Annotated in this window: 21 protein-coding genes; 15 read left to right on the forward strand and 6 right to left on the reverse strand. The window is 72.0% G+C overall.

The features are described from left to right. Positions 1 to 66: 66 nt before the first annotated feature. Together ACH4TL_RS32615 and ACH4TL_RS32620 are read right to left on the reverse strand one after the other, a co-directional pair. Positions 67 to 975: a glutamate ABC transporter substrate-binding protein gene (locus tag ACH4TL_RS32615; RefSeq protein WP_398323644.1), complete on the reverse strand. Its 909-nt coding sequence runs from the start codon at positions 973 to 975 to the stop codon at positions 67 to 69. Positions 976 to 1057: 82 nt separating this feature from the next. Further along, positions 1058 to 1834 carry an amino acid ABC transporter ATP-binding protein gene (locus tag ACH4TL_RS32620; RefSeq protein WP_398323641.1) on the reverse strand — a complete coding sequence of 259 codons (777 nt, stop codon included), beginning with the start codon at positions 1832 to 1834 and terminating at the stop codon, positions 1058 to 1060. Between the two features lie 297 nt (positions 1835 to 2131). Between ACH4TL_RS32620 and ACH4TL_RS32625 the strand changes: the two genes are divergently transcribed. Continuing rightward, positions 2132 to 2848 (forward strand): response regulator transcription factor, encoded by a 717-nt coding sequence (locus ACH4TL_RS32625; protein ID WP_398323639.1) that lies wholly within the window; start codon positions 2132 to 2134, stop codon positions 2846 to 2848. An 18-nt stretch (positions 2849 to 2866) separates the two neighbouring features. Next, positions 2867 to 4282, forward strand: coding sequence for an ATP-binding protein (locus ACH4TL_RS32630; protein ID WP_398323637.1), 1416 nt, complete (start codon positions 2867 to 2869; stop codon positions 4280 to 4282). Between the two features lie 42 nt (positions 4283 to 4324). On the opposite strand, the gene ACH4TL_RS32635 is transcribed toward ACH4TL_RS32630, so the two are convergent. Then, a complete protein-coding gene (locus tag ACH4TL_RS32635; RefSeq protein ID WP_398323636.1) occupies positions 4325 to 5314 on the reverse strand; it encodes a TAXI family TRAP transporter solute-binding subunit in 990 nt (329 codons plus the stop codon). A 78-nt stretch (positions 5315 to 5392) separates the two neighbouring features. Between ACH4TL_RS32635 and miaB the strand changes: the two genes are divergently transcribed. From miaB to ACH4TL_RS32650, 3 genes are read left to right on the forward strand one after another with little or no spacing between them, the layout of a single operon-like run. After that, complete coding sequence (miaB, locus tag ACH4TL_RS32640; RefSeq protein WP_398323635.1) at positions 5393 to 6883, forward strand: tRNA (N6-isopentenyl adenosine(37)-C2)-methylthiotransferase MiaB; 1491 nt, start codon at positions 5393 to 5395, stop codon at positions 6881 to 6883. Positions 6884 to 6928: 45 nt separating this feature from the next. Beyond that, on the forward strand, positions 6929 to 7234 hold the full coding sequence (locus tag ACH4TL_RS32645; RefSeq protein WP_398323633.1) for a hypothetical protein: 306 nt from the start codon (positions 6929 to 6931) through the stop codon (positions 7232 to 7234). A 10-nt stretch (positions 7235 to 7244) separates the two neighbouring features. Next, positions 7245 to 7964 (forward strand): class III extradiol dioxygenase subunit B-like domain-containing protein, encoded by a 720-nt coding sequence (locus tag ACH4TL_RS32650; protein WP_398323631.1) that lies wholly within the window; start codon positions 7245 to 7247, stop codon positions 7962 to 7964. Between the two features lie 102 nt (positions 7965 to 8066). On the opposite strand, the gene ACH4TL_RS32655 is transcribed toward ACH4TL_RS32650, so the two are convergent. Beyond that, on the reverse strand, positions 8067 to 8327 hold the full coding sequence (locus ACH4TL_RS32655) for an antitoxin (protein ID WP_398323629.1): 261 nt from the start codon (positions 8325 to 8327) through the stop codon (positions 8067 to 8069). A gap of 25 nt (positions 8328 to 8352) precedes the next feature. Next, positions 8353 to 8514, reverse strand: coding sequence for a gliding motility protein (locus ACH4TL_RS32660; RefSeq protein WP_398323627.1), 162 nt, complete (start codon positions 8512 to 8514; stop codon positions 8353 to 8355). 282 nt (positions 8515 to 8796) lie between these two features. Between ACH4TL_RS32660 and miaA the strand changes: the two genes are divergently transcribed. The 6 genes from miaA (at position 8797) to hflX (ending at position 17049) form a co-directional block, all read left to right on the forward strand. Further along, positions 8797 to 9735: a tRNA (adenosine(37)-N6)-dimethylallyltransferase MiaA gene (gene miaA / locus ACH4TL_RS32665; protein WP_398323625.1), complete on the forward strand. Its 939-nt coding sequence runs from the start codon at positions 8797 to 8799 to the stop codon at positions 9733 to 9735. A 108-nt stretch (positions 9736 to 9843) separates the two neighbouring features. Continuing rightward, entirely contained in the window at positions 9844 to 10353 is a 510-nt protein-coding gene (locus tag ACH4TL_RS32670; protein WP_398323623.1) for a hypothetical protein, read from the forward strand. A gap of 73 nt (positions 10354 to 10426) precedes the next feature. Then, complete coding sequence (gene dapF / locus ACH4TL_RS32675) at positions 10427 to 11356, forward strand: diaminopimelate epimerase (protein ID WP_398323620.1); 930 nt, start codon at positions 10427 to 10429, stop codon at positions 11354 to 11356. Between the two features lie 145 nt (positions 11357 to 11501). Beyond that, positions 11502 to 13691, forward strand: coding sequence for a RelA/SpoT family protein (locus ACH4TL_RS32680; RefSeq protein WP_398323618.1), 2190 nt, complete (start codon positions 11502 to 11504; stop codon positions 13689 to 13691). 108 nt (positions 13692 to 13799) lie between these two features. Next, positions 13800 to 15428, forward strand: a complete 1629-nt coding sequence (locus tag ACH4TL_RS32685) for a M1 family metallopeptidase (protein WP_398323616.1) — start codon at positions 13800 to 13802, stop codon at positions 15426 to 15428. 118 nt (positions 15429 to 15546) lie between these two features. Then, on the forward strand, positions 15547 to 17049 hold the full coding sequence (gene hflX, locus ACH4TL_RS32690) for a GTPase HflX (RefSeq protein WP_398323614.1): 1503 nt from the start codon (positions 15547 to 15549) through the stop codon (positions 17047 to 17049). 67 nt (positions 17050 to 17116) lie between these two features. Here the strand turns inward: hflX and ACH4TL_RS32695 are convergent, their stop codons facing one another. Further along, complete coding sequence (locus ACH4TL_RS32695; protein ID WP_398323612.1) at positions 17117 to 18292, reverse strand: trypsin-like serine peptidase; 1176 nt, start codon at positions 18290 to 18292, stop codon at positions 17117 to 17119. A 260-nt stretch (positions 18293 to 18552) separates the two neighbouring features. Between ACH4TL_RS32695 and ACH4TL_RS32700 the strand changes: the two genes are divergently transcribed. From ACH4TL_RS32700 to ACH4TL_RS32715, 4 genes are all read left to right on the forward strand, one after another. Next, positions 18553 to 20085, forward strand: a complete 1533-nt coding sequence (locus tag ACH4TL_RS32700; protein WP_398323708.1) for a diaminobutyrate--2-oxoglutarate transaminase family protein — start codon at positions 18553 to 18555, stop codon at positions 20083 to 20085. Positions 20086 to 20566: 481 nt separating this feature from the next. Then, positions 20567 to 22585 (forward strand): IucA/IucC family protein, encoded by a 2019-nt coding sequence (locus tag ACH4TL_RS32705; RefSeq protein WP_398323610.1) that lies wholly within the window; start codon positions 20567 to 20569, stop codon positions 22583 to 22585. A gap of 67 nt (positions 22586 to 22652) precedes the next feature. Further along, positions 22653 to 23339 (forward strand): GNAT family N-acetyltransferase, encoded by a 687-nt coding sequence (locus tag ACH4TL_RS32710; protein ID WP_398323608.1) that lies wholly within the window; start codon positions 22653 to 22655, stop codon positions 23337 to 23339. A gap of 167 nt (positions 23340 to 23506) precedes the next feature. Beyond that, entirely contained in the window at positions 23507 to 25510 is a 2004-nt protein-coding gene (locus tag ACH4TL_RS32715) for an ATP-dependent DNA helicase (protein WP_398323606.1), read from the forward strand. The last annotated feature ends 28 nt before the right edge of the window (positions 25511 to 25538 follow it).

Genomic DNA, 25538 nt, shown 5'->3' on the forward strand with positions numbered 1-25538 from the left:
TCGGGTCAGCGGCGTGCGGAGCGCACCGGCTTCACGGGTGATCGGGGGACCGGGGGCCGGACCCGCTCAGTAGCGGGGCAGCGGGGTCTTCGGCGCGACGTAGGAGGAGCCGGACTTGCCGAGCGTGCCTTCGTACGCCTTCTTGTAGTCACCGTTCTTGATGTGCTTCTCGAGCGAGTCGGTGATCGCGTCGCGCAGCGCCTTGTCGTTCTTGTTCATCCCGATGCCGTACGGCTCCTCGGTGAACGGCTTGCCGACCAGCCTGAGCTTGCTGGGCCGCTGGGCCGCGTAGCCCTTGAGGATCGCGTCGTCCGTGGTGACCGCGTCGACCTGGCCGTCGAGGAGCTGCTTGACGCAGAGCGAGTACTTGCTCAGCTCGGTGGTCTTGGCCCCGTACTTCGGCTTCTTGATCTCCTGGAGCGGAGTGGAGCCGACGATCGAGCAGATCTTCTTGCCCTTGACGCTGTCCGGGCCGGTGATGCCCTTCTCGTCCTTGCGGACCAGCAGGTCGGCGCCGGCCTTGTAGTACGGGCCCGCGAAGCCGACCTGCTTCTTGCGCTCGTCGTTGATCGTGTAGGTGCCGACGTAGTAGTCGACCTGACCCTTGGAGATGGAGGTCTCGCGGACGTTGGAGTCGACCGTCTTCCAGGTGATCTTGTCCGCGGAGAAGCCGAGGTCGGCGGCGACCATCTTGGCGATCTCGATGTCGAAGCCGGAGCGCTTGCCCTCGGTGTCCACGAAGCCCAGGAAGGGCTGGTCCGCCTTGGCGCCGATGACGATCTTGCCGCGCTTCTGCGCCGCCTTCAGGGTCGGCGAGTCCACCTTCACGTCCTTGGCGACCGTGTACGAGCCCTCGTAGACCTCGCCGCCCTTCGGCTTGTCGCCCGCGGTGCCCTTCTCGCCGCCACAGGCGGTCGCGGTCGCCGCCAGCGCGAGTGCCACCGCTGCGGCCGCTGCCGTGTTACGCATCCTCATGGTGCTGCCCCATCCTTGGTTCCGTACGTCTTCGCGGACTTGACGTCATCGCTGTCTTGATGCGCGCTGCGTGGTCGCGGGCTCAGTGGTGGAGGATCTTCGAGAGGAAGTCCTTGGCCCGGTCGCTGCGCGGGTTGTTGAAGAACTGGTCCGGCTCGGCCTCTTCGACGATCCGGCCGTCCGCCATGAAGACCACGCGGTTCGCGGCGGAGCGCGCGAAGCCCATCTCGTGGGTGACGACGACCATCGTCATGCCGTCCCGGGCGAGCTGCTGCATGACCTCCAGCACCTCGTTGATCATCTCCGGGTCGAGCGCGGAGGTCGGCTCGTCGAAGAGCATCACCTTCGGGTCCATGGCCAGCGCGCGGGCGATGGCCACGCGCTGCTGCTGGCCGCCGGAGAGCTGGGCGGGGTACTTGTCCGCCTGGGCGCCGACGCCCACCCGGTCCAGCAGCTTGCGGGCCTTGTCCTCGGCGGCCTTCTTGTCCGCCTTACGGACCTTGATCTGGCCCAGTACCACGTTTTCGAGCACCGTCTTGTGCGCGAAGAGGTTGAAGGACTGGAAGACCATGCCGACGTCCGCCCGCAGCCGGGCCAGCTCCTTGCCCTCCTGGGGCAGCGGCTTGCCGTCGATGGTGATGGACCCGGCGTCGATGGTCTCCAGCCGGTTGATGGTGCGGCACAGCGTGGACTTCCCGGAGCCCGACGGCCCGATGACGACGACCACCTCGCCGCGGGATATGGTCAGGTCGATGTCCTGGAGGACATGCAGCGCGCCGAAGTGCTTGTTGACTCCGGACAGCGCGACCAACGCGTTCGCCACCGGCGCGGCGTCCTTGGTCACCGATACTTCGCTCATTCGGCTTTCCGCTCCCGTCCTCCTTGGTTGGGAGGACATTAATGAGCAGCCACAATCAGCGTCATTACATCTGAGCGGAAATTGAGGATAACGATCTGGCTTCGGCGCGGCACTCTGTGTAAGGGGCCTTGAAATCGTCGTACCGGCTGCATAACGGAAACCTTCCTGTGACTGTATGCGTCTTGACGCGCGCGTGTGTATCGGAGTGGATTCCTTGGGACCGTGTCTTCGGTCACGTTCGGGGGCCACGCGTGCACAGGGCGCGCACCCATGAGAGGGAAGGTGGAGGAGGGGCCGGTGAGGCTGCTGCTCGTCGAGGATGACAACCATGTGGCCGCGGCCTTGTCCGCGGTGCTGTCCCGGCACGGCTTCGACATCACCCACGCCCGCGGCGGCGAGGAGGCGCTCCAGGCGCTGCTGCCCGGTGCGGGCGCGCCCTTCGGCGTCGTCCTCCTCGATCTCGGACTGCCGGACCAGGACGGCTTCGAGGTCTGCGGCCGGATCCGCAAGCTCACCTCGACCCCCGTGATCATGGTGACCGCGCGCTCCGACGTGCGGTCCCGCATACACGGGCTCAACCTCGGCGCCGACGACTACGTGGTCAAGCCGTACGACACCATGGAGCTGCTCGCCCGCATCCACGCCGTCAGCAGGCGCACCCACCCCTCCGACACCGGTGCCGCGGCCGGTACGGAGGACGGCGGAGACGGCCCGCAGCCGCCGCTGCGGCTCGGCCCGGTCACCATCGAACTGCCCACCCGCCAGGTCTCGGTCGACGGCGCGACGATCTCGCTCACCCGCAAGGAGTTCGACCTGCTGGCGCTGCTCGCCCAGCGCCCCGGCGTGGTCTTCCGGCGGGAGCAGATCATCAGCGAGGTGTGGCGCACCAGCTGGGAGGGGACCGGGCGCACCCTGGAGGTGCACATCGCCTCCCTCCGCTCCAAGCTGCACATGCCCGCGCTGATCGAGACGGTCCGCGGCGTGGGCTACCGTCTCGTCGCCCCGGTCGGCTGAGCGGCCAGGGCTCCCCGCGTGCGCACTCGCCTCCTCCCGCTGCTGATCGTCCTCATGGCGGGCGTCCTGCTCGCGCTCGGCTTCCCGCTCGCCGGGAGCCTGGCCGCCCGGGAGCAGCAGCGCGTGGTCGTCGACCGGATCGACGACACCGCCCGCTTCGCGGCCCTCGCCCAGTTCGTCACCGCCGGGCCGATGGCCGTGACGGGAGCGAAAGGCGAAGAGGGAAACGAACGGCTCAACACGCTGAGTTCGGAACTCGTGCGCTACCACGATCTGTACGGCATACGGGCCGGGGTGTTCTTCCGGGACGGCCTGAAGATGGCCAAGGCGCCCGCCGACTGGCGGCTGCCCCGGAAGGGGAACGGCGCCGAGGCATTCGATGAGGCCCTGGCCGGGCGCCGCAGCCACGATCCGCCGCAGGTGTGGCCCTGGCAGGAGGGCAGGCTCACGGTCGCCTCCCCGGTCGTACGGGACGGGGACGTGGTGGCCGTCGTCGTGACCGACTCGCCCACCGGCCGGATGCGCTCGCGCATCCTGCACGGCTGGCTGGTCATCGCCGGTGGGGAGTGCGCCGCGATGCTGCTCGCGGTGGGCGCCGCGTTCCGGCTCACCGGCTGGGTGCTGCGGCCCGTACGCATCCTGGACACCGCCACGCACGACATCGCGACCGGGCGCATGCAGTCGCGGGTCGCGGCCGCCTCGGGGCCGCCGGAGCTGCGGCGGCTGGCGCGCTCGTTCAACGAGATGGCCGACAACGTCGAAGAAGTCCTGGAACAGCAGCGGGCCTTCGTCGCCGACGCCTCCCACCAGCTGCGCAACCCGCTCTCCGCGCTGCTGCTGCGCATCGAGCTGCTGGGCCTCGAACTGCCCGACGGCCATGAGGAGATCGACTCGGTACGCACCGAGGGCAAGCGCCTGGCCCGCGTCCTGGACGATCTCCTCGACCTCGCCCTGGCCGAGCACACCGCCGCCGACCTGCGGCTCACCGATATCGCCGCCCTGGCCGCCGACCGGGTGGACGCCTGGCTTCCGGTCGCCGGACGCGAGGAGGTCGGCCTCGCCTATACGGGCCCCTCGGCCATCACCGGCTGGGCCGATCCGGTGGCCCTGTCCAGCGCGCTGGACGCGGTCGTCGACAACGCGCTGAAGTTCACGCCCCAGGGGGCGCACGTCGAGGTCTCGGCGCGGGCCGACGGCGAGACCATCGCGCTGACCGTCGCCGACGGCGGCCCCGGCCTCACCGAGGACGAGCTGGCCCGGATCGGTGACCGCTTCTGGCGCAGCAACCGGCACCAGAACGTCTCGGGTTCCGGTCTTGGCCTGTCCATCTCCCGTGCGCTGCTCCTGGCTGGCGGCGCCACCATCGCCTACGCGCCGAACGAGCCCCGCGGGCTGTGCGTCACGATCACCGTGCCGCGCAGCAAGCCGCAGTGAGGCGACCCGTGGTGAGAGACGTCAGCGGGCCCCGGAGGGGCCTCATGGCTTCTCCGAGCGGTAATAGCGCGCGGCGCCCTGGTGCAGCGGCAGCGGATCGGTGAAGACGGCCGTCCGCAGGTCCACCTTCTGCGCGGCGTGCACCTTCGCCCCGATGCGGTCCCGGTTCTCTATCACCGTGCGGGTGACGCCCTTCGCCAGCTCGGGGTCCACCCGGTCCGTCGTGACCAGGAGATTCGGTACCGCGATCGTCTTGACGTCATCCGGCTGACGTATCTCCAGGTACGCGTCGGCGGGCACGGTCGCCGCCCGGTAGTAGCGCGTCACCCCGCCCTGCCGGTGCAGCGGGCCGATGAGGTCGCCGAGCTGGACGAGCCGTATCGGATACGTCCGGGCCAGGGTGCGCACCGCGGTGGTCGGCAGCCCGCCCGACCAGAAGAAGGCGTCCAGCTTCCCCTTGCGCAGCAGGTCCGGCATCACGTCGATCCCGGAGCGCACGGCCGTGATGTCCTTGTCGAAGTCGAGCCCGGCGGCCTTGATCAGCCCTCGCGTGATCAGCTGTACGCCCGAGCCGTCGTCCCCGACGCCGACCCGCAGCCCCCGCAGGTCCCGCGCCGAGCGCACCTTGGAGCCGCGCGGCACGATCAGCTGCATGTAGTCGTCGTACAGCCGCGCGCAGGCCCGCAGCCGCCTGGCGTCCTTGCCGTGGTAGGCGGCGACGGCGTCGGTGGCGGCGATGGCGAAGGTGGCCCGGCCGCGGGCCAGCCGCTCCACGTTGTCGGGCGACCCCCGGGTCTCCACGAGCCGGACGTCCACATCGGGCAGATCCCGGGACAGGTCCCGTTTCACCATCTCGCCGTAGGTCTGGTAGACGCCGGTGGACACCCCCGTCGCGAAGGTCACCTTCCCGTGGGGCGTCTCCCCGCCGCCGACCGGCAGGAGCCACCACAGCAGCAGCGCGAGGACGACCAGCCCCGCCCCGGCGGACTGGAGGGCGCGGCGCCGGTCCGGGCGCGGAAGACTGACGGCCATGGACAGGATCCTGCCAGGCCCGGTCCCGGGAAGGGAGGGGCGGGGGAGCGGGACGAACACGTACCCTGGTCGACTGAGATGAGTGCGAAGACTTACGAGGTGCGCACCTACGGGTGCCAGATGAACGTCCACGACTCCGAGCGCCTGTCCGGCCTGCTGGAAGGCGCCGGTTATGTCCGTGCGCCCGAAGGCACCGGTGAGGGCGAAGCCGACATCGTCGTCTTCAACACCTGCGCGGTGCGGGAGAACGCCGACAACCGGCTGTACGGCAATCTCGGCAGGCTGGCGCCGATCAAGGCGCGACGGCCTGGCATGCAGATCGCCGTGGGCGGATGCCTGGCCCAGAAGGACCGCGACACCATCGTCAAGAAGGCCCCCTGGGTCGACGTCGTCTTCGGCACCCACAACATCGGCAGCCTGCCGGTGCTGCTGGAGCGCGCCCGGGTCCAGGAGGAGGCCCAGGTCGAGATCGCCGAGTCGCTGGAAGCGTTCCCCTCCACCCTGCCGACCCGGCGCGAGTCCGCGTACGCCGCGTGGGTCTCCATCTCCGTCGGCTGCAACAACACCTGCACGTTCTGCATCGTCCCGGCGCTGCGCGGCAAGGAGAAGGACCGCCGCCCGGGCGACATCCTGGCCGAGGTGGAGGCGCTGGTCGCCGAGGGCGTCACCGAGATCACCCTGCTCGGCCAGAACGTGAACGCGTACGGCTCCGACATCGGTGACCGCGAGGCGTTCAGCAAGCTGCTGCGCGCCTGCGGAAACGTGGAGGGGCTGGAGCGGGTCCGGTTCACCTCGCCGCATCCGCGCGACTTCACGGACGACGTCATCGCCGCCATGGCCGAGACGGAGAACGTGATGCCGCAGCTGCACATGCCGCTCCAGTCCGGCTCGGACACCGTGCTGAAGGCGATGCGCCGCTCGTACCGGCAGGAGCGCTACCTCGGCATCATCGAGAAGGTGCGCGCCGCGATGCCGGACGCCGCCATCTCGACCGACATCATCGTCGGATTCCCCGGTGAGACGGACGAGGACTTCGAGCAGACGCTGCACGTGGTGCGCGAGGCGCGGTTCGCCCAGGCGTTCACCTTCCAGTACTCCAAGCGGCCCGGGACGCCCGCCGCCGAGATGGACGGGCAGCTGCCGAAGGCGGTCGTCCAGGAGCGGTACGAGCGCCTGGTCGCCCTCCAGGAAGAGATCTCCTGGGAGGAGAACAAGAAGCAGGTCGGCCGGACCCTGGAGGTGCTCGTCGCCGAGGGTGAGGGCCGTAAGGACGACGCCACCCGGCGGCTGTCCGGCCGCGCCCCCGACAACCGCCTGGTGCACTTCGCCCGGCCCGAGGAGCCGGTGCGCCCCGGTGACGTCGTCACCGTGGACGTCACCTATGCCGCACCGCACCACCTGCTGGCCGAGGGCCCGGCCCGCGGCGTCCGGCGCACGCGCGCGGGCGATGCCTGGGAGCGGCGGAACGCGGCCGGGGAGAAGAAGCCCGCGGGCGTGATGCTCGGGCTGCCCACCATCGGCGCCCCTGCCCCCGCCCCGGCGCCCGCGACGGGCTGCGGCTGCGACTGAGGAGCGGGGCAGGGAGCCGACGGGGGACGGAATACGGGGGACGGAATGGCGACGTGGTGGGGCCTGCTGGTCGAGGACTACCTCCAGATCATGGGCCCGGGGGCCCGCAATCACTCGATCACGGCGCTGGGGCACGTGCGGGGGACCCGTGAGGAGGCGCTGGAGGCCCTGCGGGAGCGCGCGCTGCGGTACGAGCCCCGGCACCCGGTGAACCCCTACCGGAAGCTGGTGTACCGGGACGGGGACGTCTTCCTGATGGTCCTGGAAGCCGCGACCGGCAATTACTACTACCGGTTCAGGGTGGCCGAGCTGCTGTGGGACTCGGCACCCCGCCCCGAGCCCGCCGGATAGGCTGGCGATCATGCTGATCGCCGCCGCCGTCTGTCCGTGTCCGCCGCTGCTGGTGCCCGAGGTGGCCGCCGGAGCGGCCCCCGAGCTGGACTCGCTGCGCGCCGCGTGCCTGGACGCGGTGGCGGCGCTCGCGGCGGCCCGGCCCGGGCGGCTGATCGTGGCCGGTCCGGCGGAGCACTCCGGGCGCGGGGCGCATCCGCAGGGCGCGACGGGATCGTTCCGCGGCTTCGGCGTGGACGTGGAGGTGCGGCTCGGGGGCGGCGAGGCCGGGGAAGGTGCGGTGGAGCGGCCGCTTCCGTCGTCGCTGGCGGTCGGCGCCTGGCTGCTGGAGCGCGCGGGGTGGGACGTCGCGCCCGTCGAGGGCCTGGGGGTCGGGGAACCTCTCGCGGCCGAGCGGTGTATCCACATCGGAAGGGAGCTCGCCGCGTCGGCGGAGCGGGTCGCGCTGCTGGTGATGGGCGACGGCAGCGCGTGCCGGACGCTGAAGGCGCCGGGCTATCTCGACGAGCGTGCCGCCGCGTTCGACGCCGAGGTGGCGCGGGCGCTGGCGTCGGCCGACACCGCGGCCCTCGCTGGGCTCGACGAGGAGCTGGCCCACGAGCTGAAGGCGGCGGGCCGCGCCCCGCTCCAGGTGCTCGCTGGGGCGGGCGAAGGGGCGGGGCTGAAGGGGGAGTTGCGGTATGACGATGCGCCATACGGCGTGGGGTATTTCGTGGCCCGCTGGGCGTAGGGGGCCCGCTGGGCATCGGGCGGGGACGGCCGACCGCGGGGCAGAGGCACGGGACCCCCGCGGCCGCGAGGCATCCGCTTCGCGGCCGCGTAGCGGCGGGGGTCAGGCGCTCTCGCCGCCCTGTTCCTTGCGCTCGCTCCCGCTGCTTTCCTCGTTCCGGTGGGAGAGGCGGCTGAGGGCGTCCTTCGCCTTGCCCGTGCCAGTCTCGATCTTTGCGCTGTACTTGCCCTTGGTCGTGGTGTCGACCTTCTTGGCGGCCTTGTCGAGACCCCGCCCGATCCTGGCCTCGTGCTGCTGCGCGAAGCTGCCGGCCCGGTCCTTCATGACACCGGCCTTGGCCTTGAGATTGTCCATCAGGCCCATGGGCCACCTTCCCTCATCGGATCCCTTATGCGCGGGCACCCTCACCGGCTTCGCTGTCGGCCGTCTCGGCCGCGGACTGCTGCTTCGGGATCACTGCCGCTCCCTCGCCCGCCGCGACTTCCTCCTCGCTCCGCTCCGGCTCCGCCTCCGCCTCGGCGGAGGCCCCGGGGGCCGGTGCCGCCGTCACGGCGTCGGCCGCGGACTGTACGGACTGCTCAGAGGGCGCCTCTTCGGACGAACGGCTCGCCTCCCTCGACGCGCGACGAAACCTGGAAAACACGCCCATATCTACTCCATAGCCTACTCGTGTGGGCGAAATCCCGTGCCGCTCGGAGCGTCCCATTGCGCCGCTCGCGGGCGCCGGTTTCCCGAACCGGCCCTCGGAACCTCGCAACAGGCAACGACCACGGCCGCCCCCCGTCACGTCGCTCGTTCGAGGAGGCACCCCGGGGTTTGCGAGACTGGGCGGGTGAATACAGCAGGCCATCCGCCGCGAGTCATCGCCGTTGTCGGGCCCACCGCGGCCGGAAAGTCCGATCTGGGCGTCGCCCTCGCCCGTCACCTCGACGGCGAGGTCGTCAACGCCGACTCCATGCAGCTCTACCGGGGCATGGACATCGGCACCGCCAAACTGACGGAGGAGGAGCGGCAGGGCGTGCCGCACCGCCTGCTCGGCATCTGGGACGTCACCCAGGCGGCCAGCGTCGCCGAATACCAGCGACTGGCCCGTGCCGAGATGGACCGGCTGCTCGCCGAGGGGCGTACACCGGTGCTGGTCGGCGGCTCGGGCCTGTACATCCGCGGCGCCATCGACGCGCTCGACTTCCCGGGCACCGACCCCGCCGTGCGGGCCAGGCTCGAGGCCGAGCTGGAGGAGCTGGGCCCGGGCGCCCTGCACGCCCGGCTGGCGGCCGCCGACCCCGAGGCGGGCCGGGCGATCCTGCCCAGCAACGGCCGGCGGGTGGTGCGGGCGCTGGAGGTCATCGAGATCACCGGCCGTCCCTTCACCGCCAACCTCCCCGGTCACGAGGCCGTCTACGACACCCTCCAGATCGGCGTGGACGTCGAGCGGCCCGAGCTGGACGAGCGGATCACCGTGCGCGTGGACCGGATGTGGGAGGCCGGGCTGGTGGACGAGGTCACCCGGCTGGAAGCGGCCGGGCTGCGGGAAGGGCGTACCGCCTCCCGGGCCCTCGGCTACCAGCAGGTGCTCGCCGCCCTCGCCGGGGAGTGCACGGAGGACGAGGCACGGGCCGAGACCGTGCGCGCCACCAAGCGGTTCGCGCGCCGCCAGGACTCCTGGTTCCGCCGCGATCCGAGGGTCCACTGGCTCAGCGGAGCGGCCGCGGACCGGGAAGAACTCCTGGGACGCGCGCTCTCGTTGGTTGAACGGGCGGTCACAGCCTGATCACGTGATGGCATCGGGACGCTCCGCTCGTCATCGAGGCCCCCGCGAGCATGCCATCATCAAGCTCCGATCGTGCCGTGGTGTCTGGAGTTGGGAGGGCGTGTGGCGATGGAGGCCGGCCCTCGCAACGCAGCGCAGCAAGCAGCGCGGGACTCGCCGCAGGGCGACCCCGGGCCGCTGACCCCGGACGGCCCCGACGAGGTCCCCGTGCTCCCCGAGCTGGGGGGCCCGGTCCTCGACGAGGCGGGCGAGCTGGCCGAGCCCGGTGAGCCGGGTTCCGGGGAGTCCTTCCGCGAGCTGCGCCCGCCGCGCCGCCTGCGGATCTGGCAGATCGCGCCGATCGTCGGCCTCGCCATTCTCGGCTCGCTGATGTTCGCCTTCCCGCTCGCCTTCGAGTTCGGCGACGGGGGCGCGGTCGTGGCCATGCTGGGCCTGCTGCTCAGCTGCTGCGCGGCGGGCTGGGGCCTGATGGCCGCCCGCCGGGTGGGCTACACCTGGCCCGGCCTGCCGCCCCGGGGCTCGGGCCGCCGCCCGGACTGGCGCTTCGTGGTGCTCTATGTGGTGATCGTGGTGCTGCTCGCGGTCCTCACCTTCTGGCGCGTGGCCCGCCTCCGCTGAGCCCCGCCGGGGTCTTCCCGGGCCCGCCCGGCGCGGAAGCGACGGCCCGCGCGGAGCCCCGTAGGATCGAGGAATGAGCACTGCGCCCCGGCTGCGGTTCCTGAAGGGCCACGGCACCGAGAACGACTTCGTCATCGTCCCCGACCTGGACGGTCACCTGGAGCTGTCCGCGTCCGCCGTCGCCCGGATCTGCGACCGCCGCGCCGGTGTCGGTGGCGACGGGCTGATCCGCGTCGTACGGGCGTCGGCGCACCCCGAGGCGCGGGCCATGGCCGCCGAGGCCGAGTGGTTCATGGACTACCGCAACAGCGACGGCAGCATCGCCGAGATGTGCGGAAACGGCGTCCGGGTGTTCGCCCGGTATCTCCAGCGGGCGGGGCTCACCGAGGAGGGCGATCTGACGATCGCGACCCGGGCCGGGCTGCGGCACATCCACATCGCCAAGGCCACGGGCGAGCCCGGGGGCGCTCCGGAGGACGGTGCGGACGGTGGCGCGATCACCGTCGGCATGGGCAAGGCCGTGCTGCCCGAGCCCGGCCCCGACGGCGGCATCACCGTCGCAGTCGGCGACCTGACCTGGTCCGCCCGCAATGTGAACATGGGCAACCCGCACGCGGTCGCCTTCGTCGACGACCTCGACCAGGCCGGGGACCTGTTCACGGCTCCCGCCGTGCACCCCGCCTCCGCGTACCCGGACGGCACCAACGTCGAGTTCGTCGTTGACCGCGGCCCGCGGCACGTCGCGATGCGCGTGCACGAGCGCGGCTCCGGCGAGACCCGTTCCTGCGGCACCGGGGCCTGCGCCGTCATGGTGGCCGCCGCCCGCCGTGACGGGGCCGACCCGGGGCTCACCGGGCGGCCCGTCACATACACGGTGGACGTACCCGGTGGGCGACTTGTGATCAGTGAGCGGCCTGACGGTACGGTGGAGATGACGGGCCCCGCCGTGATCGTCGCCGAGGGGGAGCTGGATCCCGTATGGCTGGACACGGCCCTCGTCTGACTCGTCTGACTCGTCCCTCTGATGGGTGATCCGTTTCACTCTGGGCGAGAGCCGGTCGGCCGTGCGTGGTGGGCTCGATAGCATCAAGCACCGGCCCCGGGGGAGTGCCCACGCCGGTTGACGCTCGACGCCGCCGGAGGTGCCCATGAGCGCAGAGGCCCCAGATCAAGCCGCTCTCGGCCGCAGGCGCGGCCTCCCCCGCATCGATCTGCGCAATATCCGCAGATTCGGCCGGGCCGCGCTGCTGGGACCGGCGTCCCGGGACCGGCTGCCGGACGCGATCGAACACGTCGCGAAGGTGCATCGCGCGTATCACCCCGGCGCCGATCTGGATGTGCTGCGCCAGGCGTACGTCCTCGCCGAGTCCTCCCACCGCGGCCAGATGCGCAAGAGCGGTGAGCCGTACATCACCCATCCGCTGGCCGTCACGCTCATCCTCGCCGAACTGGGTGCCGAGACCACGACGTTGACGGCGTCCCTGCTCCACGACACGGTCGAGGACACCGAGGTGACGCTCGACCAGGTGGGGGAGCAGTTCGGCGAGGAGGTGCGCTATCTCGTCGACGGCGTCACCAAGTTGGAGAAGGTCGACTACGGGGCGGCGGCCGAGCCCGAGACGTTCCGCAAGATGCTCGTCGCCACCGGCAACGACGTCCGGGTGATGTCGATCAAGCTCGCCGACCGGCTGCACAACATGCGTACCCTCGGCGTGATGCGGCCCGAGAAACAGGCCCGCATCGCCAACGTCACCCGCGATGTCCTGATCCCGCTGGCCGAGCGGCTCGGCGTGCAGGCGCTCAAGACCGAGCTGGAGGATCTCGTCTTCGCGATCCTCCACCCCGAGGAGTACGCCCGCACCCGGGAGCTGATCCAGTCTCATGCGGACGGCCCCGATCCGCTCGCCCGCGCAGCCGGGGACGTACGGGCCGTGCTCCAGGAGGCGGGCCTCACCGCCGAAGTCCTGGTCCGCCCGCGGCACTTCGTCTCCGTCCACCGCGCCGGGATCAAACGCGGCGAGCTGACCGGATCCGACCTCGGGCGGCTGCTGGTCCTCGTCGCCGAGGACGCGGACTGTTACGCGGTCCTCGGCGAGCTGCACACCTGTTTCACCCCGGTCATCTCGGAGTTCAAGGACTTCATCGCCGTCCCCAAGTTCAACCTCTACCAGTCGCTGCACACGGCCGTGGCCGGGCGCAGCGGCGAGGTCGCCGAAGTCCTCATCCGCACCCACCAGATGCACCGGGTCGCCGAAGCCGGGGTGATCGCCCTCGGCAATCCGTACGCCCCGACCGAGACGGCCGCCGCGCCCGAGGGCGAGCGGGCGGACCCGACCCGGCCCGGCTGGCTGTCCAGGCTGCTCGATTGGCAGAGCGCCACCCCCGACCCCGACATCTTCTGGACCGCGCTGCGCGACGACCTCGCCCAGGACCGGGAGATCACCGTCTTCCGGTCCGACGGCGGCACCCTGGGCCTGCCCGCGGGCGCGAGCTGTGTGGACGCCGCGTACGCCCAGTACGGCGAGGACGCCCACTCCTGCATCGGGGCCAGGGTCAACGGGCGGATCGCGACGCTCAGCACCGTGCTGTGCGACGGCGACACGCTCCAGCTGCTGATGGCGGGTGACGCGGCCTCGTCCGGGCCGTCGCCGGAATGGCTCGACCACGCCCGTACCCCGGCCGCGCGCATCGCCATCAACCGCTGGCTGGCCGCCCATCCGGCCGACCCGGCGCACGAGCCGCCGCAGGGCGAGGCGCCCGGCGCCGAGCATCTGCACGCCCCCGTGGAGCCGGAGGACGCCGAACCGGAAGAAGCCGGTGACACGGGTGCCACCGTGCTGCCCGTGGCCCCCGCGGGCCGCCCGGAGGCGGGCATCGTGGTCGACCTGCCCGGTGTGATCGTACGGCTGGCCCGGTGCTGCACCCCCGTACCGCCGGACGCGATCACCGGCTTCGCGGTGCGCGGCGGCGTCGTCACCGTCCACCGCGAGCGGTGCCCCGCCGTGGCGCGGATGACCGCCGCCGGACGGGCCCGGGTGGGGGTCCGCTGGTCGGAGGAGGACGAGGCGGACGGGGGCGACTACCGGGTCACCCTCTTCGCGGAGGCGTTCAGCAGGCCCCATCTGCTCGCGGACCTCACCGAGGCGATCGCAGCGGAGGGCGCCGAGGTGGTCGCCGCCGCCGTCGAACCGCCGCGTGAGCAGCGGGTTCGTCATACGTACACGCTCCAGCTGTCCGACGCGGGGCGGCTGCCGACCCTGATGCGGGCCATGCGCGACGTCCCCGGTGTCTACGACGTGACCCGGGAGGGGCGCCGGGTGGCGACCGCCCGTTCCTGAACTCCTTCGGGTGGATCGGGCCCGGGTGGGACTGCGTCCCCGCCCGGGTGCTGATAGCCGTATGACATGACGCACTCTCAGGGCCCCGGCTCCGGGCCCCCTCCGCGGATGGCCGCTCCCCTCGCGCGGATGGCCGGGCCTCTTCCGCGGACGGGGCGCCGCAGGACCGCCCTCGTGGCCGTCGCCCTGGCCGCCGTGCTCGCCTCGGTCGGCCCGTCGTCCGCCGCCGGGCCGGGGAGTGCCGCGGGCCCGCGGCCGCTGGGCATCGGCGACCCGCTCTACCCGCAGCTCGGCAACCCCGGGTACGACGTCACGGCGTACGACATCGCCCTGGACTACCGCCGCGCCGACCGGCCGCTGGACGCCGTCACCACCATCGACGCCCGGGCCACCGCCGGACTGCGCACCCTCAACCTGGACTTCACCCAGGGCACCGTGCGCTCCGTACGGGTCGACGGCGCGCCCGCCGCGTTCGTCACCGCGGGCGAGGACCTGGTCATCACCCCGCGCACCAGGATCGAGCGGGGCGCCGACTTCCGGGTCACCGTCCGGCACACCAGCGACCCGGGGGACGGCGCGAGCGGCGGCTGGGTCCGCACCCGGGACGGGCTGGCCATGGCCAACCAGGCCGACGCCGCCCACCGGGTCTTCCCGTGCAACGACCATCCGTCCGACAAGGCGCGCTTCACCTTCCGGATCACCGCGCCGGAAAACCTCACGGTCGTCGCCGGTGGTCTTCCGGCCGGGCGCGTCCGCGAGGGGGCGCGCACCACCTGGACGTACCAGCTCGCCCACCCCATGGCCACCGAGCTGGCGCAGGTCTCCATCGGCCGGTCCGCCGTGCTCCACCGCACCGGTCCGCACGGGCTGCCGGTGCGGGACGTGGTGCCCGCCGCGGACCGCAAGAAGCTCGAGAAGTGGCTCGCGCGCACTCCCGGGCAGTTGGCCTGGATGGAGAAGAAGGCCGGGCCGTACCCCTTCGAGGACTACGGCGTGCTGATCTCCCACGCCACCACGGGCTTCGAGCTGGAGACCCAGACGCTCTCGCTCTTCGAGCGCGGTCTGTTCACCGACGACGGGTTCCCGCGGTGGTACGTGGAATCGATCATGCTGCACGAACTGGCGCACCAGTGGTTCGGCGACAGCGTCAGCCCGCGCCGCTGGTCCGACCTGTGGCTCAACGAGGGCCATGCCACCTGGTACGAGGCGCTGTACGCGGAGCAGTACGGCAAGGCGAGCCTGGAGCGGCGGATGCGGCTGGCCTACGAGCAGTCCGACGCCTGGCGCGCCGCCGGAGGGCCGCCCGCCGCGCCCAGGCCCGCCGAGCCCGGCAAGCAGATCGGGCTCTTCCGCCCGATCGTCTACGACGGCAGCGCGCTGATCCTGTACGCGCTGCGGGAGCGGATCGGCCGGGCGGACTTCGAGCGGCTGGAGCGGGAGTGGGTGGTCCGCAACCGTGACGGCGTGGCCTCGACCGCCGACTTCGTCCGGCTGGCCTCGGAGGTGGCGGGCCGGGACCTGAACGACTTCCTGCGGCCCTGGCTGTACGGGGAGAAGACACCGAAGATGCCCGGGCACCCCGACTGGAAGCCCGCCCCGGAGCCGGACGCCAGGCCGGGCGCGAAGGCGAGCGCCGAGCCGGGGGCGAAGGAGCCGGGCGCGAAGCCGGGTGTCAGGCCCGCCGACCGCTCCGCCCCGCACGGCCCCGCGACGCGCCATACCGTGAAACCCGAGTGACTGCCCCGCCGCCGCGTGCGACCATCGAGGGGTCGGCGCCGCGGCCGGAGCGTGGGGAATCCCACGGGCCCGTCGTACGTTGTCGACAGTGACGATGTCCCTCGACGTAAGGATTCCTTTGACCCACTCCTCTTCCCTTCCGCAGGACCGGCAGCGCCTCGCCGAGAGCCTTCGGGCCGACGCCCTGATGGAAGAGGACGTCGCCTGGAGTCACGAGATCGACGGGGAGCGTGACGGCGACCAGTACGACCGCTCGGACCGCGCCGCGCTGCGGCGTGTCGCGGGGCTCTCCACCGAGCTCGAGGACGTCACCGAGGTCGAGTACCGGCAGCTGCGGCTGGAGCGCGTGGTGCTGGTCGGCGTCTGGACGACCGGCACGGCGCAGGACGCGGACAACTCCCTCGCCGAGCTGGCCGCGCTCGCGGAGACCGCGGGCGCCGTGGTGCTCGACGGCGTCATCCAGCGTCGCAACAAGCCCGACCCCGCGACATACATCGGCTCCGGCAAGGCCGAGGAACTGCGCGACATCGTGATCGAGTCCGGTGCCGACACCGTCGTCTGCGACGGTGAGCTGAGTCCCGGCCAGCTGATCCATCTCGAGGACGTCGTCAAGGTCAAGGTGGTCGACCGCACCGCCCTGATCCTCGACATCTTCGCCCAGCACGCCAAGTCCCGCGAGGGTAAGGCGCAGGTCTCGCTCGCCCAGATGCAGTACATGCTGCCGCGGCTGCGAGGCTGGGGTCAGTCGCTGTCCCGCCAGATGGGTGGCGGTGGCTCCGGATCGTCGGGCGGCGGTATGGCCACCCGTGGTCCCGGTGAGACCAAGATCGAGACGGACCGGCGCCGCATCCGCGAGAAGATGGCGAAGATGCGCCGCGAGATCGCCGAGATGAAGACCGGCCGCGACATCAAGCGGCAGGAGCGCAGGCGCCACAAAGTCCCTTCGGTCGCCATCGCCGGATACACCAACGCGGGGAAGTCCTCGCTGCTCAACCGGCTCACCGGCGCGGGCGTGCTGGTGGAGAACGCGCTGTTCGCCACCCTGGACCCGACCGTGCGCCGGGCCGAGACGCCCAGCGGGCGGCTGTACACGCTGGCGGACACCGTCGGCTTCGTCCGCCATCTGCCGCACCACCTGGTCGAGGCGTTCCGTTCCACGATGGAAGAGGTCGGCGACGCCGATCTGATCCTCCATGTGGTGGACGGTTCGCATCCGGCGCCGGAGGAGCAGCTGGCGGCGGTGCGCGAGGTGATCCGCGACGTGAGTGCGGTCGACGTGCCCGAGATCGTGGTCATCAACAAGGCGGACAAGGCCGATCCGCTCGTGCTCCAGCGCCTGCTGCGCATGGAGCGGAGCGCGATGGCAGTCTCCGCCCGCTCCGGTCAGGGCATCGACGACCTGCTCGCGGTGATCGACAACGAGCTGCCCCGGCCGCAGGTCGAGATCGAGGCCCTGGTGCCGTACACCGAGGGCAAGCTGGTCTCGCGTACGCATGCCGACGGTGAGGTGCTCTCCGAGGAGCACACCCCGGAGGGCACGCTGCTCAAGGCGCGGGTGCACGAGGAGCTGGCGGCGGAGCTGCGCCGGTTCGTCCCGGCCGCGGCAGGCGCACGCCAGTAGGAAGGCTCACAGCGAAGGCCCGCCCCCATTCCGGGAGCGGGCCTTCGCCGTTGCTGACCGCGGGTGACTACTGCCCCGCGAACTTCTTGCTGACCGCGTTGTAGACGCCCTTGGCCTCGGGGCCCAGATGGGGGCCCGCCAGCCAGGTGGCGTTGGACGGGCCGATCGAGGTGTTGGAGACCAGCGCGGGCTTGCCGTCCGCACCGTTCGCGACCCAGCCGCCGCCGGACGAACCGGCCGTCATCGTGCAGCCGATGCGGTACATGGTCGGCTGCTTGGCTTCCAGCGACAGCCTGCCCGGCTTGTCGGCGCACTGGTTCATCTTCTGGCCGTCGAACGGCGGGGCCGCCGGGTAGCCGGTGGCCGTGATCTGGTCTATGGACTTCACGGCCGGGGCGTTGAAGTCGACCGGCAGCGCGCCGCCGACCGTCTCCTCCAGCGACTTGCCGCCGCTGACCTCCGGCTTCACGTGCATGACCGCGAAGTCGTACGGTGCGCCCTTGCCGCCCGTGGCCGCGCCGCTGTCGATCCACTGGGACGAGGTCTGCGCCCAGTCGGCCCACCAGACGCCCTTGGGGGCGAGCTCTTCCCGGGTGGCGTTCTCCAGCGCGGCCGCCGACTTGCCGGAGTCGTTGTACGAGGGCACGAACATCAGGTTCTTGTACCAGCCGCCGCCCTTGCCCGCGTGGACGCAGTGGCCCGCCGTCCAGACCATGTTGGACTTCCCGGGGTGGGCGGGGTCCTCGACCACGGTCGCGGAGCAGACCATCGACCCCTCGGGGCCGTCGAAGAAGACCTTGCCCGCGTAGGGCACGCGGGAGCTGTACGGGCTGCCGACCTCCTTGGCCTTCACCGGCTGCGGATCGGGGTCGGTCACGCCCTGGTCGTCAGCGATGTCGCTGTCGTCGACCTGCTCATCCGGCTCCTGGGCATCCCGCATCCGGTCCGGCTTCCACAGCCCCTTGATGATCGGGTTGATGAAGTCGCCCGCCTCGCGGAGCCAGTCGTCCCGGTCCCACTTGTTCCAGGCGCCGTTCTTCCACTGGTCCAGATCGACGCCGAGGTTCTTCAGCTTGTCGTTGAGGTTGTCGGGCAGCTTGATGTCGTCCGCGCCCTGCTGGGCCGACGACGCGGACGGCTTGGCATCGGCCGAGTCGTCCGACGATCCGCACGCGGTGGCGGTGAGCGCCAGCACCGCGGCGACGGCCGCCGTGGCGAGCGCGGGTCGGCGTTTGAAAGGCATGGGCGGAACTCCCCCTGATGTTCTGAACTGCTTCACGGCCCGTCCGGAATTGTCATGCTCCCCCCGACAGCGGGGTGAACCCCCAACTATGCCGGTGCCGCCTACGACGGCTACGGGCGGGTCCTTGGTTCCCGGCGCCAAGGATCTTCGGTCGGGCCCGTGATCCCGGGCCCGACCCGTCGTTGGTACGTACGGGGGACAGCCGGAGGCGTTCAGCAGCGAGAGGACCGTGAGCCGTGGCCATGACCCAGCTCCCGTCGATGACGCCGGATCCCTCACCGCCCGTCGTGCCGGACGGCGACGGGTCCGGCGGGGACGCTCCGGGCATCCTGCGGCGCCAGTCGCTGCGGGAGTCGGCCGCCCGCACCTACGCCCGGTCGCTGCCCATCGTCCCGGTGCGCGCCCGGGGGATGACGATCGAGGGCGCCGACGGCCGCCGCTACCTCGACTGCCTCTCCGGAGCCGGGTCGCTGGCGCTCGGGCACAACCATCCGGTGGTGCTGGAAGCGATCCGTACCGTCCTGGACTCCGGGGCCCCGCTCCAGGTCCTGGACCTGGCCACGCCGGTCAAGGACGCCTTCACGGACGAGCTGTTCGCCACGCTGCCGCCCGAACTCGCGGCGCGCGCACGCGTGCAGTTCTGCGGGCCCGCGGGCACGGACGCCGTCGAAGCCGCACTCAAGCTGGTGCGGACCGCCACCGGGCGAGACGGCCTGCTGGCCTTCTCCGGGGCCTACCACGGGATGACGGCAGTCGCGCTGGCCGCCTCCGGCAGCGTCGGCGGCGCTGGAGCCCCCGCGGTGAGCGTGACCCGGCTGCCCTTCCCCTACGACTACCGCTGCCCGTTCGGGGTGGGCGGCGAGCGCGGCGCGGACCTCGCGGCGCGCTGGACCGAACTGGTGCTGGACGACCCGAAGGGCGGGGCGGGCGCACCGGCGGGAATGATCCTCGAACCGGTACAGGGCGAGGGCGGGGTGATCCCCGCCCCCGACGGCTGGCTGCGCCGGATGCGGGAGATCACCGCGGCCCGCGGCATCCCGCTCATCGCGGACGAGGTGCAGACCGGCGTGGGGCGCACCGGTTCCTTCTGGGCGGTCGGGCACAGCGGTGTGGTGCCCGATGTGATGGTGCTGTCGAAGGCCATCGGCGGCAGCCTGCCGCTGGCCGTGGTGGTCTACCGGGAGGAGCTGGACGCCTGGCGGCCCGGCGCCCACGCGGGCACCTTTCGGGGCAACCAGCTGGCGATGGCGGCGGGCGCGGCCACCCTGGCGTACGTCCGCGAGAACGGCCTCGCGCGGCGGGCCGCGGTCGTCGGTGAGCGGATGCTGACGCGGCTGCGCGCCCTCGCCGCGCAGTGGCCCCACATCGGAGACGTCCGAGGCCGCGGCCTCATGATCGGCCTCGAGCTGGTCGACCCGGCGGAGCCGGACCCCGGCCCTGGGCACCCCGAGCCCCCGGCCGACACCGCCGCTGTGACGACCGGTGCCTTCGCCGGTGCGGACGGCCGTACCGCTGGGCACACGGACACGGGTGCCGCCGCCCGTCCCGTCGCCCCGATGCTGGCGGCCGCCGTACAACGGGAGTGCCTGCACCGCGGCCTGATCGTCGAACTCGGCGGTCGCCACTCCGCCGTGATCCGCCTCCTTCCTCCGCTGACCATCACCGACGAGCAGGCCGAAGCCGTGCTGGACCGGCTCGCCGACGCCCTGGACGCCGCGATCCGGACTCTCGGCGCCCGCGCCGCCCATGAACTCCCGCCATCCGCCCCGCCCTTCACCGGAGTCCGCCGGTGACGCGCCCCGCGGCCGTAGGACCGCACCACCACCGCACCATCGAAGGAGGCAGGCGCCAGGCTCACGGTGCGAAGGCCGTGACACGAGCGCCACATCCACCATGCCGCACTCCCCTGGGCGAGCCCCCCTGTATCCCCAGCCGGACCCGGAGGACGGCGCCATGAGCGACCGGACGGCCCGCACCCCGGCCACTGGGCACCCACAAGCCCGAGGTGAGGTACCGCCCGGCGCGCCCACCGGGCCCTCCGCGCCGACGGCCACCGCCGAGACGACGGCGGGACGCGCACCTGCGGCCCCGCCGGTGGAGCCGCAGCGCCGGGCGTCACACCCGACGGCGGCATCGCCCGGGCCCGCGGTTCCACCGCCCGAGTCGGCAGCACCCCCAGCCGGGCCGCTCGTGCCCCCGCCGCCCATGGCCATGGCCCCAGGGGAGACCCCCGGACTCCAGCCCACACCAGCCCCGCCCGCGCCGCCTAAGGCCGTGCCAGCCCCGCCCGCGCGGCCGCAGCCCGCGCCGCCCCAGAGCGCACCAACCCAGGGCACACCGCAGGGCGTACCGGCCCGGCCCGCGCCGCCCCAGCCCACGGCCCTCGCAGCGTCGGCGGCAGCCTCCGCCGAGCCGCCGCCCCTGGCCGTGGCGGCCCCGGTACCGCGGCAGGACCACAGCGGTCACGACGTGCCCGACATGCCCGAGGTCCCCATTCCCACCGCCGGGTGGGATCCGCTCGACCATCCCGATCCGCAGCTCGCGGCCGACGCCGCCACGGTCGAGAACCTGCTGCGCTGCTGGGTGCGGGAGACCGCGGCAGGGCCCCCGGACGGCGACACCCTGCGCATCCCTCTCGCCGCGACCGGCACCTCCCTCCAGGTGCCCGTGCGCTACTGGTCGGCCACTGGCTGGCACCGCTTCGGCGCACCGGTGCTGGAACACGGCCCCTGGGACGCCCCCGCCGTCGGCGCGGTGGCCCTCGCGGCGCTGCTCACCCGGGAGGCGGCGTACGCAGCCCGGCAGGACGAGACCGATGCGGAGGCCTCCGAACTCATCGGCCGGGTCGCGGACTCCGTACGACGCACCGCCCAATTCCTCGCCCACCGCAGGGCCATGCCCGCCGACCCCGGCGTCGGTACCCCCTTTCTCAGCGCCGAACAGTCTCTCCTTCTCGGTCACCCCCTTCATCCCACTCCGAAGAGCCGCGAAGGTCTCTCCGATGCCGCGTCACCTGTGTGCTCACCGGAATCGCGTGGCTCCTTCCCCCTGCACTGGTTCGCCGTCGACCCGTCCGTGCTCGCCTGCGAGTCGGCCTGGACCGAACGCGGCAGAACCGTCCCGGCCGAGAGGCTGGCCCTCTCTCTCGCGGGCAGTGGTCTTCAACTGCCCTCCGGCTCCGTACCCTTGCCCCTGCACCCCTGGCAGGCCCACGAGATCCGGCACCGCCCGGCCGTCACCGCGCTGTTCGACGCGGGCATGCTGCACGACCTGGGCCCGGCGGGCGGACCCTGGCACCCCACCTCCTCGGTTCGCACCGTCTACCGACCCGGCGCGCCCGCGATGCTCAAGCTCTCCCTCGGGTTGCGGATCACCAACTCCCGCCGCGAGAACCTCCGCAAGGAGCTTCGCCGCGGTGTCGAGGTGCACCGGCTGCTCCGCAGCGGGCTGGCCGAGCAGTGGCGGGCCGCCTTCCCCGGATTCCCCGGCTTCGACATCGTCCGTGACCCGGCCTGGCTCGCGGTGAACGGGCCGGACGGCGAGCCGCTGACCGGGCTCGACGTCGTCATCCGGCACAACCCGTTCGGCCCGGGCGACGACGCCGTCTGCGTCGCCGGGCTCCTCTCGCTCCGGCCCTGGCCGGGACAGCCCGTGATGCGCTCACGCCTGGCCCATCTCGTCGCCCGGCTCGCCGCCCGCACCGGCCGCTCCATCGCGGCCGTCAGCGCCGAGTGGTTCCTGCGCTATCTGCACACGGTCGTACGCCCCGTGCTCTGGCTGGACGGAGAGGCGGGCATCGCTCTGGAGGCACATCAGCAGAACACCCTGGTGCTGCTGGACCCGGACGGCTGGCCGGTCGGGGGCCGCTACCGGGACAACCAGGGCTACTACTTCCGTGAGTCCCGGTACGACGATCTCCAGCGGCGGCTGCCCGGCATCGGCGGGCACAGCGACACCTTCGTGTCCGACGAGGTCACCGATGAGCGCTTCGCCTACTACCTCGGCGTCAACAACGTCCTCGGCCTGATCGGGGCGTTCGGGGCGCAGCGGCTCGCCGACGAGCGTGTGCTGCTGGCCGCGTTCCGCCGCTTCCTCGCCGACGCCGCGTCCGGCTCCGGCGAGCTCCGCTCGCGGTTGCCCGCCCGCCTCCTCGAGACGCCCACGCTGCGTTGCAAGGCCAATCTGCTGACCCGCCTGCGCGGCCTGGACGAACTCGTCGGGCCGGTCGACACCCAGTCCGTCTACGTCACCATCGCCAACCCCCTTGTCACATGCGCCGCTTCCACCGCATGACATCCGTTCACCCCGCCGATCACGCCCTTCACGGCGCGTCTGAGACCCATGAGAGGAGAGCGTCGCCGTGTCGCACTCCGACTCCAGCACCGACGACACCATCGACATGCGGATGCGTCGGGAAGAAGACGCCGCGCGCATTCCCGAGAACCAGCTGACCGGTCCGGAGCTCGACAGCCGCCCCGACCTGCTTGACCGCATCGCCGAATGGGGGCCCACCAGCACCCCGGTCGGGGCCTTCCAGCTGGTCCCGGTCCGCATCGGGCGCGACCTGCGGCTCATCGCCCGATGGATGAACGACCCCGCCGTGGCCGCCTTCTGGGAACTCGACGGCCCGGACGACCTCACGGCCAGCCACCTCGGCGGCCAGCTCGACGGCGACGGCCGAAGCGTGCCCTGCCTGGGAGTGCTGGACGGCGTCCCCATGAGCTACTGGGAGGTCTATCGCGCGGACCTCGACCCGCTCGCCCGGCACTACCCGGCCCGGCCGCACGACACCGGCATCCACTTGCTCATCGGCCGCGTCAGCGACCGTGGCCAAGGACTCGGCACGACCCTGCTGCGCGCCGCGGCCGATCTCGTGCTCGAACACCGCCCGTCCTGTGCGCGCGTCGTGGCCGAACCCGATCTGCGCAACACCCCCTCCGTCGCGGCCTTCCTCGGCGCCGGATTCCGCTTCTCCGCCGAGGTGGATCTCGCCGGGAAACGCGCGGCGCTGATACTGCGCGAGCGCGCCCTGCGCCATGTGCTGTGATCCACCGTGACCCCCTGTGCTCCGCGGCGGCCTCCGATCGCCGCCTTTACCTGGGATACACCGCTCGGCCCGTCCAGGTTCCGCCGATGCCGGGCGTTCCCTCGACGGAGGGTGATACGACCGGCAGCGGGAGTGATGTCGGTGCCGCCGCGTAGGCTGGCAGCCCTATGACTGACACGTCCTCGCCTCAACTCGCAGATCTGCTGCACGCTGCCGTAACCGCCGTCGGCGGCACCGAACGCCCTGGTCAGACAGCCATGGCCGAAGCCGTGGCCGAGGTGATCGACGACAACTCCCATCTGCTGGTCCAGGCCGGTACCGGCACCGGAAAGTCGCTCGGCTATCTGGTGCCCGCCCTCGCCCACGGCGAGCCCGTCGTCATCGCCACGGCGACCCTCGCCCTCCAGCGCCAGCTCGTCGAGCGCGATCTGCCGCGTACGGTCGACGCGCTGCATCCGCTGCTGCGCCGCCGCCCCGAGTTCGCCATGCTCAAGGGCCGGTCCAACTACCTGTGCCTGCACCGCCTCCACGAAGGGGTGCCGCAGGACGACGCCGACGAGGCCGGGCTGTTCGACCCCTTCGAGGCGGCCACGCCCACCAGCAAGCTGGGCAAGGACCTGATGCGGCTGCGCGACTGGTCCGACGAGACCGAGACGGGCGACCGCGACGATCTGACCCCCGGGGTCTCCGACCGCGCCTGGTCCCAGGTGTCGGTCACCTCCCGCGAATGCCTCGGCGCGTCCAAGTGCGCGTATGGCGCCGAGTGCTTCGCCGAGGCCGCCCGTGAGCGCGCCAAGCTCGCCGAGGTCGTCGTCACCAACCACGCGCTGCTCGCCATCGACGCCATCGAGGGCGCCCCGGTTCTGCCCAGCCACGAGGTGCTGATCGTCGACGAGGCGCATGAGCTGGTCTCCCGCGTCACCGGCGTCGCCAGCGGTGAGCTCACTCCCGGCCAGGTCAACCGGGCCGTGCGGCGCGCCGCCAAGCTGGTGAACGAGAAGGCGGCCGACGATCTCCAGACCGCCTCGGAGAGCTTCGAGCGGATCATGGAGCTGGCCCTGCCCGGCCGCCTCGAGACCATCCCCGAGGATCTGAGCTATGCCCTGATGGCGTTGCGTGACGCGGCCCGCACGGTGATCTCCGCGCTGGGTGCCACCCGCGACGCCTCGGTTCAGGACGAGGACGCCGTCCGCAAGCAGGCCCTGGGCGCGGTGGAGAACATCCACCAGGTGGCGGAGCGGGTCGTGGAAGCCTCCGAGTTCGATGTGGTCTGGTACGAGCGGCACGACCGTTTCGGTGCCTCGCTGCGCGTCGCCCCGCTCTCCGTGTCCGGCCTGCTGCGCGAGAAGCTGTTCGAGGACCGCTCGGTGATCCTCACCTCCGCCACCCTCAAGATCGGTGGGGACTTCAACGGTGTGGCCGCGTCGCTCGGCCTCTCTCCCGAGAGCCCGCAGGACCCCGAGGGCGGCAGTGAGGAGTCCGCTCCGCGCTGGCAGGGGCTCGATGTCGGCTCGCCCTTCGACTACGCGAAGCAGGGAATTCTCTACGTCGCCAAGTATCTCGCCCAGCCCGGCCGCGAGGGCAGCCGCGGCGACATGCTGGATGAGCTGGCCGAGCTGGTGGAGGCAGCGGGCGGGCGCACGCTCGGGCTGTTCTCGTCCATGCGTGCCGCCCAGGCCGCCGCGGAGGAGCTGCGTGGGCGGCTCGACATGCCCATCCTGCTCCAGGGCGAGGAGACCCTCGGCGAGCTGATCCGGGCGTTCGCCGCCGATGCCAGGACCTGCCTGTTCGGCACCCTGTCGCTGTGGCAGGGCGTGGATGTGCCGGGCCCGAGCTGTCAGCTGGTGGTCATGGACCGGGTGCCCTTCCCACGCCCCGACGACCCGCTGATGAGCGCTCGCCAGAAGGCCGTGGAGGAGGCCGGTGGCAATGGATTCATGGCGGTCGCGGCCACGCACGCCGCCCTGTTGATGGCACAGGGCGCGGGCCGGCTCGTGCGCGCCTCCGGGGACCGCGGCATCGTCGCCGTGCTGGACCCGCGGGTCGAGCGGGCCCGCTACGGCTCGTTCCTGCGGAAGACCATGCCGGACTTCTGGTACACGACCGATCGCAACCAGGTGCGCCGCTCCCTGGCAGCGATCGACGCGGCGGCCAAGGCCGACGGAGCGTAGCGGGAGAGCGCACAGCAGGGCCCCGGAA

This window comes from Streptomyces sp. NPDC021115 (genome assembly GCF_044333065.1).
Lineage (GTDB): Bacteria > Actinomycetota > Actinomycetes > Streptomycetales > Streptomycetaceae > Streptomyces.

Bases quoted from the DNA above. Each gene is read 5' to 3' on its own strand.
- dapF (WP_398323620.1), top strand. From the start codon at position 10,427: ATGAGCACTGCGCCCCGGCTGCGGTTCCTGAAGGGCCACGGCACCGAG.
- ACH4TL_RS32685 (WP_398323616.1), top strand. From the start codon at position 13,800: ATGGCCGCTCCCCTCGCGCGGATGGCCGGGCCTCTTCCGCGGACGGGG.
- ACH4TL_RS32700 (WP_398323708.1), top strand. From the start codon at position 18,553: ATGACGCCGGATCCCTCACCGCCCGTCGTGCCGGACGGCGACGGGTCC.
- ACH4TL_RS32615 (WP_398323644.1), bottom strand. From the start codon at position 975: ATGAGGATGCGTAACACGGCAGCGGCCGCAGCGGTGGCACTCGCGCTG.
- ACH4TL_RS32635 (WP_398323636.1), bottom strand. From the start codon at position 5,314: ATGGCCGTCAGTCTTCCGCGCCCGGACCGGCGCCGCGCCCTCCAGTCC.
- miaB (WP_398323635.1), top strand. From the start codon at position 5,393: ATGAGTGCGAAGACTTACGAGGTGCGCACCTACGGGTGCCAGATGAAC.
- ACH4TL_RS32650 (WP_398323631.1), top strand. From the start codon at position 7,245: ATGCTGATCGCCGCCGCCGTCTGTCCGTGTCCGCCGCTGCTGGTGCCC.
- ACH4TL_RS32645 (WP_398323633.1), top strand. From the start codon at position 6,929: ATGGCGACGTGGTGGGGCCTGCTGGTCGAGGACTACCTCCAGATCATG.
- ACH4TL_RS32715 (WP_398323606.1), top strand. From the start codon at position 23,507: ATGACTGACACGTCCTCGCCTCAACTCGCAGATCTGCTGCACGCTGCC.
- ACH4TL_RS32670 (WP_398323623.1), top strand. From the start codon at position 9,844: ATGGAGGCCGGCCCTCGCAACGCAGCGCAGCAAGCAGCGCGGGACTCG.
- ACH4TL_RS32695 (WP_398323612.1), bottom strand. From the start codon at position 18,292: ATGCCTTTCAAACGCCGACCCGCGCTCGCCACGGCGGCCGTCGCCGCG.
- ACH4TL_RS32655 (WP_398323629.1), bottom strand. From the start codon at position 8,327: ATGGGCCTGATGGACAATCTCAAGGCCAAGGCCGGTGTCATGAAGGAC.
- ACH4TL_RS32620 (WP_398323641.1), bottom strand. From the start codon at position 1,834: ATGAGCGAAGTATCGGTGACCAAGGACGCCGCGCCGGTGGCGAACGCG.
- ACH4TL_RS32680 (WP_398323618.1), top strand. From the start codon at position 11,502: ATGAGCGCAGAGGCCCCAGATCAAGCCGCTCTCGGCCGCAGGCGCGGC.